General features: G+C 38.7%; 15 protein-coding genes. 14 read left to right on the forward strand and 1 reads right to left on the reverse strand.

Features of this window, described 5'->3' with window-relative positions; genetic code table 11:
- Nucleotides 1–879: 879 nt before the first annotated feature.
- The 5 genes from I6F65_RS12955 to ihfA all read left to right on the forward strand — a co-directional run bounded on the left by I6F65_RS12955 (nucleotide 880) and on the right by ihfA (nucleotide 6,677).
- On the forward strand, nucleotides 880–1,935 hold the full coding sequence (locus I6F65_RS12955; RefSeq protein ID WP_166112304.1) for a DUF2066 domain-containing protein: 1,056 nt from the start codon (nucleotides 880–882) through the stop codon (nucleotides 1,933–1,935).
- The gene (gene hda, locus I6F65_RS12960; protein WP_024609806.1) at nucleotides 1,935–2,645 is read left to right on the forward strand and encodes a DnaA regulatory inactivator Hda; all 711 of its coding nucleotides are present in this window, start codon (nucleotides 1,935–1,937) and stop codon (nucleotides 2,643–2,645) included. Before I6F65_RS12955 ends, hda begins: the two co-directional genes overlap by 1 nt.
- 346 nt (nucleotides 2,646–2,991) lie before the next feature.
- Nucleotides 2,992–3,972 (forward strand): phenylalanine--tRNA ligase subunit alpha, encoded by a 981-nt coding sequence (pheS, locus tag I6F65_RS12965; protein ID WP_033024224.1) that lies wholly within the window; start codon nucleotides 2,992–2,994, stop codon nucleotides 3,970–3,972.
- Nucleotides 3,973–3,987: 15 nt separating this feature from the next.
- The gene (pheT, locus tag I6F65_RS12970; protein WP_024609808.1) at nucleotides 3,988–6,375 is read left to right on the forward strand and encodes a phenylalanine--tRNA ligase subunit beta; all 2,388 of its coding nucleotides are present in this window, start codon (nucleotides 3,988–3,990) and stop codon (nucleotides 6,373–6,375) included.
- A gap of 2 nt (nucleotides 6,376–6,377) precedes the next feature.
- Entirely contained in the window at nucleotides 6,378–6,677 is a 300-nt protein-coding gene (gene ihfA / locus I6F65_RS12975; protein ID WP_002960690.1) for an integration host factor subunit alpha, read from the forward strand.
- 86 nt (nucleotides 6,678–6,763) lie between these two features.
- Here the strand turns inward: ihfA and I6F65_RS12980 are convergent, their stop codons facing one another.
- Nucleotides 6,764–7,564, reverse strand: coding sequence for a DUF2989 domain-containing protein (locus I6F65_RS12980; protein WP_024609809.1), 801 nt, complete (start codon nucleotides 7,562–7,564; stop codon nucleotides 6,764–6,766).
- Between the two features lie 142 nt (nucleotides 7,565–7,706).
- Between I6F65_RS12980 and I6F65_RS12985 the strand changes: the two genes are divergently transcribed.
- From I6F65_RS12985 to I6F65_RS13025, 9 genes are all read left to right on the forward strand, one after another.
- Nucleotides 7,707–9,149 (forward strand): glyceraldehyde-3-phosphate dehydrogenase, encoded by a 1,443-nt coding sequence (locus I6F65_RS12985; RefSeq protein ID WP_024609810.1) that lies wholly within the window; start codon nucleotides 7,707–7,709, stop codon nucleotides 9,147–9,149.
- Between the two features lie 215 nt (nucleotides 9,150–9,364).
- The gene (locus I6F65_RS12990) at nucleotides 9,365–10,492 is read left to right on the forward strand and encodes a M14-type cytosolic carboxypeptidase (protein ID WP_197113207.1); all 1,128 of its coding nucleotides are present in this window, start codon (nucleotides 9,365–9,367) and stop codon (nucleotides 10,490–10,492) included.
- 214 nt (nucleotides 10,493–10,706) lie between these two features.
- Nucleotides 10,707–12,335, forward strand: coding sequence for a sodium:alanine symporter family protein (locus tag I6F65_RS12995; RefSeq protein ID WP_139015420.1), 1,629 nt, complete (start codon nucleotides 10,707–10,709; stop codon nucleotides 12,333–12,335).
- Between the two features lie 58 nt (nucleotides 12,336–12,393).
- Nucleotides 12,394–12,720, forward strand: coding sequence for a hypothetical protein (locus I6F65_RS13000; protein WP_166112316.1), 327 nt, complete (start codon nucleotides 12,394–12,396; stop codon nucleotides 12,718–12,720).
- Between the two features lies 1 nt (nucleotide 12,721).
- Complete coding sequence (locus I6F65_RS13005) at nucleotides 12,722–13,003, forward strand: YeaC family protein (RefSeq protein ID WP_024609814.1); 282 nt, start codon at nucleotides 12,722–12,724, stop codon at nucleotides 13,001–13,003.
- Nucleotides 12,993–15,674, forward strand: coding sequence for a DUF349 domain-containing protein (locus I6F65_RS13010; RefSeq protein ID WP_197113210.1), 2,682 nt, complete (start codon nucleotides 12,993–12,995; stop codon nucleotides 15,672–15,674). The genes I6F65_RS13005 and I6F65_RS13010 overlap by 11 nt, the downstream gene beginning before the upstream one ends.
- 100 nt (nucleotides 15,675–15,774) lie before the next feature.
- Nucleotides 15,775–16,329, forward strand: coding sequence for a DUF1439 domain-containing protein (locus tag I6F65_RS13015; RefSeq protein WP_002960677.1), 555 nt, complete (start codon nucleotides 15,775–15,777; stop codon nucleotides 16,327–16,329).
- A 68-nt stretch (nucleotides 16,330–16,397) separates the two neighbouring features.
- Entirely contained in the window at nucleotides 16,398–17,702 is a 1,305-nt protein-coding gene (locus tag I6F65_RS13020) for an AarF/ABC1/UbiB kinase family protein (protein ID WP_197113213.1), read from the forward strand.
- A gap of 93 nt (nucleotides 17,703–17,795) precedes the next feature.
- On the forward strand, nucleotides 17,796–19,214 hold the full coding sequence (locus tag I6F65_RS13025; RefSeq protein ID WP_166112325.1) for a sigma-54-dependent Fis family transcriptional regulator: 1,419 nt from the start codon (nucleotides 17,796–17,798) through the stop codon (nucleotides 19,212–19,214).
- The last annotated feature ends 41 nt before the right edge of the window (nucleotides 19,215–19,255 follow it).

Below are 19,255 nucleotides of genomic sequence, written 5' to 3' on the forward strand. Positions count from 1 at the left end.
CAGTAGTGAAACGAAACAGCGCCGATGATAGTGTAGCATTTGCTATGTGAAAGTAGGACATTACCAGGCTTCAAATTGTAGAAACCCGTTACAGCAATGTGACGGGTTTTTTGCTGTTTAGGATTTACTAAATAGCCAAAGCCCATGCCGAGCCCCGACCGATGATAGTCTAGCATTTGCTATGTGACTTTCTACCGCTGTGGGCACCACGACATTCCAGGCTTCAAATTGTAGAAAGCCCGAATCTAACGATTCGGGCTTTTTTACGTCTGTAGAAAAGTGAAATGTGGGTGAATAACGTACAAATCACACCTGCATTTACACCAATATCTTTCATTTCACTCAAGTGTTTACTAATATCCCTTATTTCATTCGATTACAGCTCATGAACTACTTTAAAGAAGCCCACTCATCTTACCAGTCTCAGCGATAGCGCGATAATAAGCAGCTTGAGAGAATGATAGTGCTGTATTTACACTATAACTCTCCACTGCTGTGGGTACTAAAACATTCTACTGCGTATGCGTAGCGCACCAGCTTTACATTGTAGAAAGCCCGAATTTAACGATTCGGGCTTTTTTACGTCTGCAGAAAAGTGAAATACGAGAAAAAAACGTACAACCCATAACATAATCAATTGCTTACATTAAATACCTTCATGATCAAATTAAACCCTAAAGGTTCGCGTTTTGAAAAGTGTAATAAAGTTAAACGCAGGTGAATAGCTTACTACTTACTTAACTATCTTATTCATATTTAATCTTTTTTACTTTCTATAAAGCTAATTACTTTCATTTCCTTAGATAACAAATTTAATTTTGCTTTGTTACTGTCTTTGATTTAGGATCAAATCAGTTTAAAACCAAGAACTAATAGCCTGTGTATAGATTATTAATTAGCACCATATCCATTTTATTTTGTTTTTCTGCGTCGGCAGTTGAAGTAACTGATCTATATCAAGATATTTTAAAAGTGGATGACAAAACACGAGACACTCGATTAGCTGCGAGTCGTAAAGCTTTGCTCAATGTTTTAGTGAAAGTAAGCGGTGATGAAACTGCGGATCAAAATAAATTAGCACAGCAACGCACTAAAGATATTTCTGATTATATGCTCAAGTTTGAATATGATGAGAGAGCAAATGGACAATTGAAACTCGTTGTTAAATTTGAAGCTCGAAAGATCAATGCGTTAATCAAAGAGTTAAATTTACCTCTATGGGGAGTACAACGGCCATTAGTCGCAATATGGTTAGGTATTGAAGACAATTGGCGTAGAGAATTAGTTACTCAAGAAAGCTATCCTCAGTTAGAACAGCTAATATATGACAAAGCAGGACGTCGTGGATTACCCGTGGTTGTACCTTTGCTTGATTTACAAGATAGACGCTTAGTTGGTATTCCTGAAGTATGGGGTAATTTTTCAGAACCAGTAGAAGAAGCCTCTAAACGCTATAGTGCTGAGCGAAGTATTACGGCTAGAATGTACAAAGAACCAGATAGTGAAAATTGGATTTTAGATTGGCGTTTTACTAACGATGATCAGTTTGATTCAAATAGATTAACGGGTGATAAGCAACAAATTGTTAGTCAAATGATTGATACTTTAGCGCAGGGTTTAGCCAGTGAGTATGCTATCGATCCTAATGCTTATTATGAGCAAGCGGCGGCTACCTTAACTTTAAAAGGCACAGACAGTTTTGTTGATATTGAATTAGCAAAAAGAAGATTACTAAGTTTAAGCGTGGTTACACAAGTAACTATTGTGCGTAAAACACCGGAGCTAGTTGAATTTAAAATAAATCATACTGGTAATGTCGCTGATCTTAAAAAAGGTTTAGGGCTTGACTCTTCATTTAAAGATTATGAAGACCCTCGTGCTTTTTATCATGTGGTTGATAAAAATAGTCTTGAGTACCAGTGGGTTAAACAATAGTGTTAACCCCTGAGCCGATGCAAATGGCATTACCAGTTACGTTACCGGATGACGAAACGTTTGCATCGTATTTTGGTGGAGAAAATTCGTTAGAAGTTAACCATTTAAAAGATAGTTTTTCGAAGTTAGCAAAAACGTTTCAATACACTTATTTATGTGGATTAGGCGATTCAGGTAAATCTCACCTTTTGTATGCAACTTGCATTAAAGCACAAGAGTGTGGATTGTCTAATATGCTACTTTCTATGCGCGAAGTTGTTGATTTTGGCCCTATGGTTCTAGATGGCTTAGAAGCACTCGATGTTTTATGCATTGATGACGTGCACCTTGTCGCTGGAAATGACGCATGGGAAAAAGCATTATTCAACTTTTTCAATCGGTTCAACGAACCCGGTAAAATGTTGGTTGTAACTGCTGATTTACTCCCTAGTATGCTTAATATCACTTTGCCAGATTTAGAGTCTCGTTTAACGTGGGGAACAACATTCCAAATTCGCTCTATGAGTGATGACGATAAAGCACAAGCACTTGTGAAGCGTGCTCATATGCGTGGTCTTGAATTAAGTGATGAATGTGCGCGCTTTTTATTAACGCGTTTAAGTCGTGATATGCGTGCTTTATTAGATGTACTTGATAAATTAGATCATGCATCGATGGCTGCACAGCGAAAATTAACAATTCCTTTTATAAAATCAACGTTAAAGCTGTAGTAGGTCTAGAATCTAGACCCTGCTTTCAGTTATCATAAGCTATTACCAGAGCGTGTTTACCTTTCCTGATTGGTATTTGTTTAACTTAGGAGCGTTTTAATTGCGTCGTGAGGGCAATAGCATAGTCGTTTTATGTAAAACTCAAGCAACAAAGAAAAAACGCCCCTAAGTAGAACCGTTTAGACAGCACTAGTTTGGCTTTTATGTAACGCATCGCACTATTTCTGTAGGGAACTACAATACACGTGCTCAGTCTTGCAAAAAGCCAACTAAATTGCTGTCAAAGCAATTTTGAAAGGTCAACACGCTCTTAAGCAATCACCTTCTGTGAAAGATCAGGTATCGAATGAACTTAGAAAACATATTAGCGCAAGCACTTGAGGCGGTAGCCAGTGCCAGTGAAATCGCGCAGTTAGAAGAAATCAGGGTTAATTATCTTGGTAAAAAAGGCGAAATCACCAGCTTACTTAAAACGTTAGGTAAAATAGCACCTGAAGAACGTAAAGAAGCAGGCCAAGTTATAAACCAAGCCAAGCAAGATGTGCAAGCATCTATAAATGAAAAGCGTGAGTTGTTAGCAAGCAAAGCACTTGAAGAAAAGCTAGCTGCTGAAACTATAGATGTAACTCTACCAGGGCGCGTTATGCCAGCTGGCGGTTTACACCCAGTTACGCGCACTATCGAACGTATAGAAAGCTTTTTTGGTGAGTTAGGTTTTGAAGTTAAATCAGGCCCAGAAATTGAAGACGATTTTCATAACTTTGATGCACTAAATATTCCTGAGCATCATCCAGCACGTGCTGATCACGATACCTTTTATTTCAATCCTAAATTAGTACTGCGCACACAAACAAGTGGCGTACAAATTCGTACTATGGAAACAGAGCAGCCACCACTGCGTATTATTTCACCTGGACGTGTATACCGTAATGATTACGACCAAACGCATACTCCTATGTTCCATCAGGTAGAGGGTTTAATGGTTGATACCGATGTTAGCTTTACTGAGCTAAAAGGTATTTTGCATGATTTTTTACGTAACTTTTTTGAAGAAGATATGGAAATTCGTTTTCGTCCTTCATTCTTCCCATTTACAGAACCTTCAGCTGAAGTAGATGTTATGGGTAAAGACGGTAAGTGGTTAGAAGTACTAGGCTGTGGCATGGTACATCCAAATGTACTTAAGTCTGTGGGTATCGACCCTGAAAAATACACCGGCTTTGCTTTTGGTATGGGTGTAGAGCGTTTAACTATGTTGCGCTATGGCGTAAACGATTTACGTGCATTTTTCGAAAATGACTTAAAATTCCTGAACCAGTTCCGTTAAGAGTGAAACAATAAAATGAAATTTAGTGAAAAGTGGTTAAGAGAGTGGGTTAATCCTGCTATTGATACGCAAGCTCTTTCGGAACAGCTTTCAATGGCTGGTCTAGAAGTTGATGGCGTTGAGCCTGCTGCTGCCAAATTTAATGGCGTAGTTGTTGGTGAAGTTGTTGAATGTGGGCAACACCCTGATGCAGATAAACTGCGTGTTACCAAAATTAACGTCGGTGGCGATGAGCTACTTGATATCGTGTGTGGTGCACCAAATTGTCGCTTAGGTATTAAAGTTGCCGTTGCAACTGTGGGCGCTGTGCTTCCTGGTGACTTTAAAATTAAAAAAGCCAAACTACGCGGTCAACCTTCAAACGGAATGCTATGTGCTTTTGTTGAGCTAGGTATTAGCGAAGAAGGCGACGGCATTATGGAATTGCCAAGTGATGCGCCAGTAGGCACTGATTTACGTGATTACTTAGGGCTTGATGATAATATTATTGATGTTGATTTAACGCCAAACCGTGGCGACTGTTTAGGTATTAAAGGTCTAGCACGTGAAGTAGGCGTTTTAAATAGTATTGACGTAAATGTATTAGATATTCCAGCTGTTACACCAACAATTGACGATCAAGTATCAATTGAATTAGTTAATGAAGATGCATGTCCTCGTTATCTTGGTCGTGTGATAAAAGGCATTAACCTTGACGCAGAAACACCTCTTTGGATGGTTGAAAAGCTACGCCGTAGTGGCGTACGTTCGATCGACCCAGTAGTTGATGTTACTAACTATGTATTACTTGAACTTGGTCACCCTATGCATGCATTTGATTTAAATGCGATTGAAGGTGGTATTAAAGTACGTAGTGCAGACGCCGGTGAAGAGCTTGTTTTACTAGACGGTAATACAGCTAAATTAAACGACACAACACTTGTGATAGCCGATCATAACAAGGCACTTGCAATTGCGGGTGTTTTTGGTGGTGAACAATCAGGTGTTACAGATAAAACGTCTGACATATTACTCGAAAGCGCATTTTTTAATCCTGTTGCAATCGCAGGGCAAGCACGTAGCTACGGTTTACACACTGATGCTTCACACCGTTATGAACGCGGTGTTGATTTTGCTCTACAACATGATGCAATGGAACGTGCAACAGCGCTACTTCTTGAAATTGTAGGTGGTCAAGCAGGTCCAGTTGTTGAAGCTGTAGCGGCTGATAAACTACCAAAAGTAACTGAAGTACGTCTTCGCCGTGCACGTTTAGACCGCGTTATTGGTCATCATATAGAAGACGCTAAAGTAACAGATATTCTTACGCGTTTAGGTCTTGATGTTAAAGTAGAAAATGAAAGCTGGAGTGCGGACGTACCAAGCTACCGTTTTGATATTCGCATCGAAGAAGATTTAATTGAAGAAGTAGCACGTGTTTACGGTTACAACAGCATTCCAAATGTTGCACCAACTGCAAAACTTAAAATGACGACACATAACGAAGCAACTATTGCGCTTAGTAAGTTTCGTAATACGTTGGTTACTCGTGGATACCAAGAAGCTATTACATACAGTTTCGTAGACCCTAAAGCACAAGCTATTTTACACCCAGAGTGTAAAGCAATGGTATTACCGCATCCTATTTCAATTGAAATGTCGGCAATGCGCGTAAGTTTAATGCCGGGTTTATTAGCATCTGTAGCGTATAACCAAAACCGTCAACAACCTCGTATTCGTTTATTCGAACATGGTCTTAAATTTATAAGCGACGAAAGTGCAGAAAACGGTGTTTACCAAGTACCGGTTATTGGTGGTGTTATTACTGGTCTTGTAAATGGTGAGCATTGGGTTGAAGAAAAACGTAATGTTGATTTTTACGACCTAAAAGGTGATGTTGAAGCCTTACTTGCAATCACTAACGACGTTACTCGTTTTGAAATTAAAGCAGAGCAGTCAGATGGACTTCACCCAGGTCAATCAGCAGTAATATATGTTGATGGCAAAAAGGTTGGTTTTTTTGGTGCTTTACATCCACAAGCTCAAAAGTCGTTAGATATCAACAATGCAACTTTTGTTTTTGAAATTGAAATGTCAGCAATAGAAAAAAGAAATTTACCGCAAGCAGAAGGGGTGTCAAAATTCCCTTCAAATCGCCGCGACATCGCGATTCTAGTGGCGGACAGCGTTAAATCTGGTGACATTTTAAGCGTGATCGAAAAAGTTGGCGGAAATCAATTGGTTGACCTAAACTTATTCGATGTGTATAAGGGCAAAGGTATTGAGCCAAATTATAAGAGTTTGGCGATTGCTCTAACACTGCAAGCGGTTGATAGAACACTCGAAGAGAAAGATATCAATCTAGTAGTTGATAACGTGGTGGCCGAATTGGCCGAACAGTTTAATGCATCGTTGAGGGACTAGATATGGCGCTTACTAAAGCCGACATAGCTGAACACCTATTTGAAAAGCTCGGGATCAATAAAAAAGATGCCAAAGATTTAGTTGAAGCGTTTTTTGAAGAAATCCGCTCAGCGCTAGAAAAAGGCGAGCAGGTTAAGCTCTCTGGATTTGGTAACTTTGATCTTCGAGATAAAAAAGAAAGACCAGGCCGTAACCCGAAAACAGGTGAAGATATACCTATTTCGGCACGCCGCGTGGTGACTTTTCGACCAGGTCAAAAGCTTAAAACCCGTGTAGAAGTGGGTACAAGCAAAGCAAAATAAAAAAAGGCAGCGAAAGCTGCCTTTTTTATTGTCTAAAATAACTCCGCTCTAGCGGAGTTATTTAGTTGTATCGTTAGAAAACTGTTTTAAAACTCTCTTGGTGATACAAACTCACCAGTTTGTATCTGTTCGTATGTTTGTTGTGCCAGTGTATCTAGGCTATCAATACTTTTACCGATACTTACTAGTTGATGTTCAATTGGCAACAAATCGATATTTTCTATGCCAGACATTTGGGCTACTTTAGAAAAAATATAAGCATGTTTAAACTTATCATGTTTGTAAAACAGACTAATTAAGGATGTAAGAACTTCTGGATTTGGTGTGCTCCCTTCTTTATTCAATTCTAACGTTTTATAGAGTAAATCAATGGTTTTTTCATCGTCGAACTTAATATAGTAAGATGCTAAAAAAAACTGCATTTCAGCACTTTGCGTTACGCTTTCATCATTTTCAAGAGAGAGAAGTTTAGTAAGTGCGTTTTGGTTGTTATTACGCGACCACTGATAATAAAGCAGACCTGGGTGATTGGTATTTCGAGTGTCTTGGTAGAGGCGCGCCATTTCTTTGATGCTAGTAAATTGACCTTCAATACGTGACGTTGTTTTTGCCTTTAATTTTATGTGCTCAATTTTTGCAGCAAGCGTAATACATTGATTATATGTTTCAAACCCTTTGAGCAACTGATATTTATTTTCATCTGTAGGGGCTTTATATTCAGTGTAGCGCTTCATAATTACCTCTGCTCGAGGCTCTTTACAGTGGCTATCTTTATTTAAGTCGGCGCAGAACCCGGGTGTTTCTTTACATACTTTTGAGAGTGTCAACTGATCTTCACACCCAGTCAACACCAGTAATCCTAGTAAAATACTTGCTTTTAGCTGCATCCCTTAACCCCAAATGAATATTTACCTTGTTATTCTAGCGCAATCATTTAACTCCTAACAGTAGAGAATAACTTCAGATTAAATTAGAATGGCTGTGCCCATTTGGGCTATCCGTTCAAAATGTTTAACTTAGGTAAATAAAATGACCTCATCTCACGAGTTAGAATATACAAATAGTTGGCAAGAGCGCCAAGATTACGCCGAAAGCATGCAACCAATTATTGGTAAGCTTTACCGTAATCGTGGTATTGAAATCGCTGTGTACGGCCGTCCTCTCGTAAATGCCAGTACTATCGATATTATCAAATCACATAAAACAGTTGCTCAGTTTGAAGGCACTAAATTACGTTTACGTGAAAGCTTCCCGTTTTTAGAAGCAATCAGTAAAATGGATTTAAACTCTGCACGTATTGATATAGGTAAACTTGCGTATAGCTATTTATTTACTGAAGCTGCAAAAGGTCGCTCAGTTGAAGAGTTTGTTAAAGACGAACTTGCAGAAATAGCTGATTTACCAGCTAAAGAGCCACGCGATGTTGTGTTGTATGGTTTTGGTCGAATAGGGCGTTTATTAGCACGCCTATTAATTGAAAAATCTGGTCCATATTCAGATTTACGTTTACGCGCTATTGTTGTTCGTGGCGGTAAAGATGGTGATCTTGAAAAGCGTGCAAGCCTATTACGCCGTGACTCTATTCACGGACCATTTAATGGTTCGATTACGATTGATAAAGAACGTAACGCAATTAAAGCTAATGGCAGTTACATTCAAGTCATTTACGCTAACTCTCCTAGCGAAATAGATTACACCGCTTATGGTATCGACAATGCACTTATTGTTGATAACACCGGTATTTGGAAAGACGAAGCAGGTCTTGGTCAGCATTTAGAATGCAAAGGTGCTGCAAAAGTATTATTAACAGCGCCTGCAAAAGGTAATATCAAAAACATCGTATATGGTGTTAATAACAAAGATATTTTACCTGAAGATAAGATTGTTTGTGCAGCAAGTTGTACAACTAATGCAATTACACCAACGCTTAAAGCATTAAACGATAAGTTTGGTATTAATAACGGTCATGTTGAAACTGTCCATTCGTATACAAACGATCAAAACCTTATTGATAATTACCACAAAGCAGAGCGACGTGGGCGTGCTGCTGCGCTTAACATGGTAATTACTGAAACAGGTGCTGCAAAAGCAGTTTCAAAAGCATTACCAGAGCTTGAAGGCAAATTAACAGGCAATGCAATCCGCGTACCTACACCTAATGTATCGCTAGCTATTTTAAATCTTAATTTAGCTAAAAGTACGTCTGTTGAAGAGCTAAACGCATTTTTACGTCACACAGCACTTCATTCAGAGTTACGTGACCAAATTGACTACACTGCATCAACGGAAATTGTATCTACCGATTTAGTAGGTAGCCGATATGCTGGTGTTGTTGATTCGCAAGCCACTATTGTGGAAGATAACCGCATTGTTTTATACGTATGGTACGACAATGAGTTTGGTTACAGTTGCCAAGTAGTTCGTTGTATGCGCGATATGGCCGAAGTGTCATTCCCAAGTTTACCTCGTTAATTCATTTGTAGTGAATTATAAGCCAGCATTTTGCTGGCTTTTTTGGTCTTGTATTATTTTTAAAGCTTATGCCTTGTGATAGGCTTTAATCATTCAAATGTTGGCAATATTGTGTTTTAAAATATTCCAGTATTTTACTACTTGTATTTAATGCCAGTAGTGTTAGTTCTGCAAAGTAAAAGGCAGATAAACTTATTTAACTTAAGGTTTTTTTCATGAAAATCAGCAGCAATTTTGACAGTGGTAATATCAAAGTTATTGAAGCCACAGACCCTTTAAATATCCAATTAGAAATTAATAAAGATTACGAGTCTGAATTTTATCAGTGGTTTCACTTTCGTCTTGAAACAACGCCTTACCTATTGCACAAGTTAAATATTAACGAGCTTGAAAAATCAGCTTACCCAGATGGTTGGGAAGGGTATCAAGCAGTTGCATCATACGATCGTCAAACATGGTTTCGCGTACCGTCAAGTTATGAAAATGGCACATTAAGTTTTGAAATTGAGCCAGAGTGCGGCAGTGTCTATTTTGCTTACTTTGCACCATACAGCTACGACCGTCATTTAGATTTACTATCTTGGGCGCAAAGCCAAGGTGCTTGCAAATTAGAAACTCTCGGTGAAACACTCGATGGTCGCGATATGAGTGTGCTAAAAATTGGCGAGCCAAGCGAAGATAAAAAAATCATTTGGATCACAGCACGTCAGCACCCAGGCGAAACAATGGCAGAATGGTATGTAGAAGGGCTACTTCACAAACTACTAGATGACGAAGACCCTCATGCTGCGGCACTTTTATCAAAAGCAGTATTTTATGTTGTGCCAAACATGAACCCAGATGGCAGTGCACGCGGGCACTTACGTACCAATGCTAAAGGGGTTAATTTAAACCGTGAATGGCAAACACCAAGCATGGAAAACAGCCCAGAAGTTTACTTAGTGCTTAATAAAATGCGCGAAGTTGGTTTAGACATGCACCTAGATATTCACGGTGACGAAGCTATTCCGTATAACTTTGTTGCAGGTAGTGAAGGTATTCCAAGTTACGATGCGCGTCTTAAAGGTCTTGAAGATAGCTTTAAAGCAGCTCTTTTAACTGTTACGCCAGAATTTCAAGATGAGCATGGCTATCCTAAAGATGAGCCTGGTCAAGCTAACCTAACGGTAGGCTCGTCAGCAACGGCTGAAGAGTTTAATGCATTAACTTACACCGTAGAGATGCCATTTAAAGATAATAATGACTTACCTGATCCAGATTATGGCTGGTCAGACCGTCGTTCGTATCAATTTGGTCAAGATACTTTGGCGGCAATCGTAAATGTCGTTGATAAACTAAGATAAATTGGTATAAGGTAAGGGCAACATTAAAATGTTGCCCTTTTTTGTTACATTATTTACAAAATATAAAAGTTACAAAAAAATAAAAATATGCAATAGCATAATAAAATATGGTTTAAAGCAATTTAAGCCAATATTTAGTCAACAGTTTCAAATAAAATAATAAGAGGAATTCAGCGTGGATGTATTCGGACAGTTTTTAGATAGCCTCGATGGCATGTTAGGGGGGGCTGTTTGGTTTCCTTACGTGTTATTAGGGGTTGGTTTATTTTTTACCATTTATTTAAAGTTTCCACAAATTCGTTATTTCAAGCATGCATGTAAAGTTGTATCGGGCAAGTTTGATAAAAAAGATACAGAAGGTGACACCACACATTTCCAAGCTCTAGCTACTGCGCTCTCTGGTACGGTTGGCACAGGTAATATTGGTGGGGTAGCATTGGCTATTTCAATTGGTGGTCCTGCTGCGTTATTTTGGATGTGGATGACAGCATTTTTTGGTATGACTACTAAATTTGTTGAAGTAACACTTTCACACAAATACCGTGAAAAAACAGAAGACGGTACTATGTCTGGCGGTCCTATGTATTACATGGATAAGCGCCTTAACATGAAATGGTTGGCTGTTTTGTTCGCAGTAGCGACTGTAATTAGTTCATTTGGTACTGGCAGCTTGCCACAAATAAATAATATTGCTCAAGGTATGGAAGCTACATTTGGCTTTGCGCCAATGGCAACAGGTGCTGTTTTATCTGTACTACTCGCACTTGTAATTCTAGGTGGAATTAAACGTATTGCTGCTATTACATCACGCGTAGTACCGTTAATGGCTGCTATTTATATTATTGGCGCACTTGCTGTTATTTTTTATAATGCAGAAAATATCGGTCCATCATTTGCTTCTATTTTCATGGATGCTTTTACCGGCTCTGCTGCTGCGGGTGGCTTTTTAGGTGCTTCGTTTGCTTATGCGTTTAACAAAGGTGTAAACCGTGGTTTGTTTTCGAACGAAGCTGGTCAAGGTTCTGCACCCATTGCGCATGCTTCAGCTAAAGCCGACGAACCAGTATCTGAAGGTATAGTATCTATACTAGAACCATTCATCGATACTATAATTATTTGTACACTTACGGGTTTAGTTATTTTGTCGTCGGGAGTGTGGAACGAAAAATTCGAAACTCACTTTGAGCGTTCCTCAATGAGTATTGTTAAAGGGGATTACTCTGAAACAAATGAAGAACAACGTTCGCAGCTTTATAATTACCTAAACGGTAACAACAGTAGCATAGAATTATTTAACGGTAATATTGATGTTGTAAATGGTGTAGCAACATCATCGGGTTATACTGTTATCAACTCACGTTCAATTGCAGAAGATGTCCGTTATGGCATAACTGAAAAGCACAAGTACACGGGTATTGTTGAAGTAAAAGATGGTATGCCAACCGACGATAGCATTAGCTTAATGGGTAAGTCTTTAGTGCATTCAGCGGAGCTTACAACTAAAGCATTCAAACGTGGTTACTTTGGTGATAGCGGTCAGTACATCGTATCAATTGGCTTATTACTATTTGCATTCTCAACAGCAATAGCATGGTCATATTATGGTGACCGTGCAATGATTTACTTATTAGGGCATCGCTCAGTAATGCCGTACCGTGTATTTTACGTTGCTGCATTCTTTTGGGCATCGTTTGCCGATACCACTTTAGTATGGAAATTGGCAGCTGTTGCCATCGTCGTTATGACATTGCCTAACTTACTGGGCATTATGTTACTGCGAAAAGAGATGAAACAGTCAGTAGATGACTACTGGGTTAAATTCAAAAAAGACAACGAGAAATAAAACAAGTACAATAAAGGCGCCGAAAGGCGCTTTTTTTATGCGTAGTATGGAGAGAAGTATGGCGATTATTCGTTGCCCAAAATGTGCAAAATCAATTTCAGATAAACATAAGCAATGTCCGCATTGCGAAAGTAACATTGCAGAGCTAAACGACGAGCAAGTTCAACAACTTCAGCGCGAGCAGCGAATTAAAAAAAAGCAGATGTTTATAAACCACTCCTTTTTAGCGCTTATCTTATTTTTAGGTGGGTTTTTCTGTTTGTATTTTTTACAACCGCAAGAAAAAACACTTCAGTGGTATGCTTACACTGCCGCTATTGGCGTGGGATGTATTTGGTACCTCATTAACCGCATTGTTTTAGTGACTCTAAAAAAGAAAAAATGACATGAATATCGATAATCTCGTACAAAATATTACACCAGAACTATTTGAGCGTTTGCAATACGGTGCTTCTACAGGTAAGTGGCCTGATGGTACCGTTTTATCAGATGAGCAAAAGCAACAAACAGTGCAGTTAGTTATGTTGTATCAAGCAAAAGTGTCTCAATCAAATGAGCAATTTACAATTGGTACAAATGGCGAAATGGTTCAAAAAACGAAAGCACAACTGCAAAAAGAATTTAAATCAGACAACGAAATAGCTAGGTTTAGTGAACATGATCTTTAAGCACCTTTTTACACCAAAGTGGAAACACCCAAAGCAACAAGTACGCCTTGATGCGATAGAAAAACTTGATATACAGCGTGATGCAGCAATTTTAAATGTATTAGCACTAGAAGATAGTTCAGCAGAAATACGCCGTAAAGCACTGCAAAAAGTAAATGACTTACCACTTTGGTGGAAAGCGTATAAACAAGATCAAGCATTAAAAGATATAGCAGATCTGCAAATATCTAATGCAGTTTTAAATAGTGAAAGTTCATTAACACCGCAAATTAAAAATGAATATATTGAGCGTTTTGCATCAGTTAAAACACTCGAAAAGTTAGCATTTGCAGAAAAAGAACTGCAAGTACGCGTTAAATTATTAAAGCGTTTAGCAAATGCAAAACTAGTAGAAAAAGCCTTTAAAGAAGGTAGCGAAGAGCTACAAACTCAATTAGTTGAACTTGTTATTACTCATCAATTAATTAAGCCATTATTAAAGCATGCAAAGGGTGGTGCAAAAGCAGCACTTGAAACGCATATTGAAAATGAGCGTTTAGCAATTGAAATGCCACTTGAAGTGGAAGGTGCAACACGTGTTATTTTAGCTAAGTTAAATGCCTTACGTGAAAAAACAGATTTTGGTGTTGTAAATCCACAAGCTGGCGAGTTAATAGCCCAGTGGCAAGCTCTTGAGCTTAAATGGTTAAGTGATGAACGTGTTAAGTTTCTTGATGAAAAATACACTTCGATTACCACTAAGCTAGATGCACACATAGAACAGTTAAAAGCTGTACACGACAAAGAGCAACAACAATTAGCGCTACAACAGCGTCAATTGCTAGCACTTGCAACTGTTGAAGCTTTAAGCGAAGAAATTGAAAACGCATTACAGCTAGGTCTTGAAACACCAGAGCAAATTCAACAAGATTGGCTTGATGCAAAAGTAGCGCAAGCTAAGCAAGCTATTAGCGAAACAGAACTTGCTAATAATGCACAATCTAAACTTGCTGTAAGCAAGTTAGAAAAGTTATTTACTCAAGTTGCTAAGTTACCTGAGTTAACAACTGCGATTAAAGAATATAAGCTCGCTTTTGCATCATTATGCGAAATTAAACCAGCAGAAGATTTAGCGCAATACGATGCAACTCTAACTGAATTTAATAATGGCTTTAAAGCAGCGCGTAATCATTTAAATATTTTAGATGGTGCACTGCAAAGTACGTTTAAAACACAGTTAAATGCGCATAAAAAGCAATTTTTAGCGCCAATGAATGAGCTAGTTAAGCCACTTGAAAAAAACCAAAGCCAAGCAAAACGCAAAGCTCGTGATGTTAAACGCCTAATTGAAGAAGGTCGATTTAATGTTGCCTTTGGCGTGTTTAAAGGGTTTGAAGAGTTATTTAATACACTTACTGAGCAATATCAACAGCCACTTGTAAACATAAAAGCGGAACTTGAAGCGCAACTTGCAGATGCTAAAGATTGGCAAAAATACGCTGCAGCACCAAAGCGTGAAGCTTTATTAGAAGAAGTAAGCGCATTAGTAAGTGAAGAGTGTACTGACCCACAACAACGTGCAGAGCAAGTAAAAGTGCTACGCAAACGTTGGAATGAGTTAGGTCGCTTAGATACAGATGAAGAAAAGCAACAAGGCGTACAGTTTGATGAAAAAATCGAGCTGTTATTTGCACCTTGTCGTAGTTACTTTGCAGAGCAAGAAGTACAACGCGAAGCGTCAAAAGCACAACGCGAAAGTATTATTAGCGACATGCACGCGCTTCATTTACAGCCTACGGCTGAGGATGACTTTGATTGGAAGCAATATGAAAGCCAATACAATCGTTTAAACAAAGCGTGGCGCAGTGTAGGTAAAGTTGATCCTAAAACATACCGTACACTAAACGATCGTTATAAAAGTGAGCAACAACAAGTACTGGCTTTATTAAACGCATTTCATAAAAGTAATGCTGTACTTAAAAATGAGCTAGTAGAAAAAGCGCAGCAATTATCACAAAGCGATGATTTAGCCGCTGCGTGCCAAGAGTTGAAGCAAATGCAGCAGCAATGGCAAACAATTGGTTTTGCAGGTTTAAAAGCTGAAAATGCGTTATGGCAAAAATTTCGTCAATTTAACGATGAAACATTTACTAAACGTAGTAGCGAGTTTGAGCAGCAAAAACTTGACCAAAACGAGTCAGATAAACAAGCAGTTGCAGAGCTTGCTGAGCTTGAAGCAGCACTTAGCGATGTAAATCAAAGAGCACAGTTGCACGACCTAGAAACAAAAGTGAAAGGGTACTCGCAATTTAGATCGTTAGCGCCAAAAGTAACTAAGCTACTAGCAGCTATTGACGATAAACTTGCATTGCTTACAAGCAAATCAGAGCAAGCTAATCTAGATGCGTTAATTACAGCACTTGAAAACAATGAAGCGTTACCAAGTCAGTATCAAGCACCGCTTAAAACAGCATTAAATACAGATCAACTTATTACGCGTATGGAAATATTAGCGAACGTAAGTTCAACTGATAAGTCACTTAGAATGGCAGAACAAGTAGCCATGTTAGATGACAAACATCGTGGCGAACATGCTGATTTAAACTATTATTTAAAACAGTTATTAGCGCTCAGTGCTGGTTCAGTTGAACCTGACACACTAACGCGACTTAAAGCGACACTTGCAGCTTAATGCACTAAAACCAGCGTAATATATGCTGGTTACTATTTTAATAAGCCGCTTTAATAGCGGCTTTTTTATGTACCACTAATTTATAAACAAAAGGGTTCTCATGAGAATTTTAGTTATTATTGCAGCGTTATTTTTAACTGCCTGTAATACCACGCAAGGCATATCAGTATATTCATTTACTAACTCTGAGGTTGAGTCTGTACTGGGTAAGCAATTACCAAAGTTAAGTGAAAAAGTAAGCTTAATGGGTTTACCGGTTCAGTTTGATGTAAACGACCTAAGTGTAAATATTGGACCTGATAACCGCGATGTTGTTGTGCTTGGTGCCGATTCAAGCGCTGAAATTAATGCATTCGCACTTAAATACCCAGTGCGTTTAAAGCTACAAATTGAGGGCAGCCCATTTTACGACAGTGAGAAAAAAGCGGTATTTTTACGTAATATTAAATTACTTGATTCGAGTGTTGATGCCGGTGGTTTTAAAGGTAATTTAGGTGCACTTGATAGCCAAGCAATGGATGTGATTAATGCTTTTTTAGCGGTTAACCCTGTTTATACATTAAATATGGATGACCCTAAAATGATGCTACTTAGTAAACTTCCACTTGATATGAAAGTGGTTGAAGGTGCAATTAAGCTAGTACCTCGTCTATAAGTAGATCTACCTACTTACAATATACGTATTAATTAGCCTGACTTTCAGGCTAATTAGGTTTTAATATTATGGCGGCTCCTCGTACTGTTCCCACTTCTCGGCTTTCTCGCTTTGCAAAATTAGGCTCACTCGCAACAGGTGTTGCTACCAACATGTTAGTTGATGGCGCTAAGAGCGCGTTAACGGGGAAAGGTTGGGACAATAAAAGCTTACTACTACAACCTAAAAACATTGAAAAACTAGCCACACAGCTATCTCATTTACGTGGCGCAGCAATGAAGCTCGGGCAATTACTTTCAATGGATGCCGGTGATTTACTTAGTCCTGAATTGGCTCAGTTACTTGCTTTACTGCGCTCAGACGCGAATCCAATGCCTCATAAGCAGCTTGTTGAAGTGTTAAAAGAGCAATGGGGGGATGAGTGGCTAGCGCGTTTTTCTCATATTGAGTTAAGACCTTTTGCAGCGGCTTCTATAGGGCAAGTTCATTTAGCTTATAAAGAAAATGGCGATCAGCTTGCTGTTAAAATTCAATACCCTGGTATTGCAAAAAGTGTAGTAAGTGATGTAGATAACGTTATTTCTTTATTAACGATTTCTCGATTATTGCCAAAAGATCTTAATATTAAACCACTTATTAGTGAGGCTAAGGCACAGTTATTAGCCGAGGCTGATTATAAGCGCGAGGCTCAGTACTTAATACGTTATAAAAATGCATTAGCAACTAATCCCCACTTTAAAGTACCCAACGTATATCCAGAGCACAGCACACAACAAGTGCTAACTATGGAGTATATAAAAGCAGAACCTATTGAGAACATTACAAAGCTACCTGATAGTCAAAAAAGCTTTGTTGCAGAGCAACTGATTGATTTGTTTTTTAAAGAAATGTTTGAATTTAAATTAATTCAAACCGACCCTAACTTTGCCAATTTTCATTATCAGCTTGATACACAAAAAATTGTTTTATTTGATTTTGGTGCAACGCGAGAAATATCAACCGAGCTTAGCCGCGCTTATTTAGCTTTATTTAAAGCGGGTAGTGAAAACAACAGAGAAGGTGTGCTTAAAGCGGCTTCAAACATTGGTTATTTTAAAAATGACTTAGTTGATGAGTATAAAAACAACGTCATTGATTTATTTTTAATGGCGTGTGAGCCACTGAGAGCAGAAGGGGAATTTGATTTTAAAAATAGCGAACTCGCGCTCAAAATTAAAAATGCAGGGCTTGCTCTTAGTGGGCAATCTCAGCAATGGCATACACCGCCCGTTGATGCGCTGTTTATTCACCGAAAACTTGCAGGACTTTATTTAATAGCCGCAAGGCTAGGTGCAAAAATCGATGTAAAAATGCTATTTCAGCACTATTTATAGCGTTTTAATTTACACGTGAGTGCATTTTAAGTAATGAGTGCGCTTAGTGTATAAAATTGCCATAATGCTCGCGATATTTCGCGAGGTGCATTTATGATAAAACAATTTTTAAACGATCCTAAACTATTGCTAAACGCAGTAGGTGAGGGCATATACGGTTTTGACCTCTCGGGTAATGCGGTGTTTGTTAATCCTGCCGCTGAGCGCATGACAGGTTGGTGCGCTGAGGAACTATTAGGTAAAAAAATACACCAATATCATCACCATACTCATGCTGATGGCACACCTTATCCCGCTGATGAATGCCAAATATATTGCACCATGTTTGACGGAAAACGTCGTGAAGTTAAAAATGAAGTTTTTTGGCGTAAAGACGGTAGCTCATTTGCAGTGGAATACACCTCAACACCTGTTTATAAAAGTGATGAGTTAATTGGTGCTGTAGCGGTATTTCGCGACATATCACTGCAACAGCAAACACAAAATGCACTGCAAGAGGCACTTGAGCAAGTAAAGCATTTAAGTGAGCAGCTAAAAGATGAAAACAACTACTTAATTGCAGAACTTAACGAAGATTGGCAAGACTCAGGGCTAGTTGGACAAAGTCATATATTTCAAACCATGTTAGATCAAATAAAACTGGTAAGTGAAACCGACAGCACAGTGCTTATACTTGGCGAAAATGGCACGGGTAAAGAATTAGTAGCTCGTAATTTGTATCGACTAAGCAAGCGTAGCGAACAAGCTTTTATAAAAGTAAATTGCGCCGCATTTACCCCAAGTTTGCTAGAATCGGAACTTTTTGGTCATGAAAAAGGCGCGTTTACAGGTGCCAATGAACGCCGTAAAGGGCGTTTTGAACTTGCTGATAAAGGCACCTTGTTTTTAGATGAAATAGCAGAGCTTCCACTTGAGGCGCAAAGTAAACTACTAAGAGTCCTGCAAGAACAAGAGTTTGAACGTGTGGGTGGCAGCAATACGCTAAAAGTAAATATTAGAGTGATTGCAGCGACTAACCGCGACCTGTGGGAAATGGTACAAAAAGGCACGTTTAGAATTGATTTGTATTATCGGCTTAATGTATTTCCAATAAAAGTACCCGCCCTTAAAGATCGAAAAGAGGATATTCCTTATTTATGCGCTAATTTAATTGCGCAGCTAAATAAACGATTGGGTAAACATTTAAAAGGGCTAAGTAAAAAAGCAATTACGCAGCTGCAAGCCTACGATTGGCCAGGCAATATTAGAGAGCTGCAAAATGTACTTGAACGCGAAGCTATTTTATCTAATCAGGCTGTACTACAGCTAAGTCAGCCTTTGCAAGCGGGTGGTGAAGTAGTTATTAACCCTTCACTTACGCTTGATGAGGCGCAAAAACACCATATAACCTCTGTTCTCGCGTTATCGCACTGGCAAATATCGGGTGATAAAGGGGCAGCAGTTAAATTGGGCTTACCTGAGAGTACACTACGCTCAAAAATGCGAAAGTTAGGAATTGCTAAAAATTCGTGATATATCGCGAAGCGCGTTTAATGTCGCGAATTCTATTTTAT

Source organism: Pseudoalteromonas sp. SWXJZ94C (assembly GCF_015864385.1).
Taxonomy (GTDB): Bacteria; Pseudomonadota; Gammaproteobacteria; order Enterobacterales; family Alteromonadaceae; genus Pseudoalteromonas.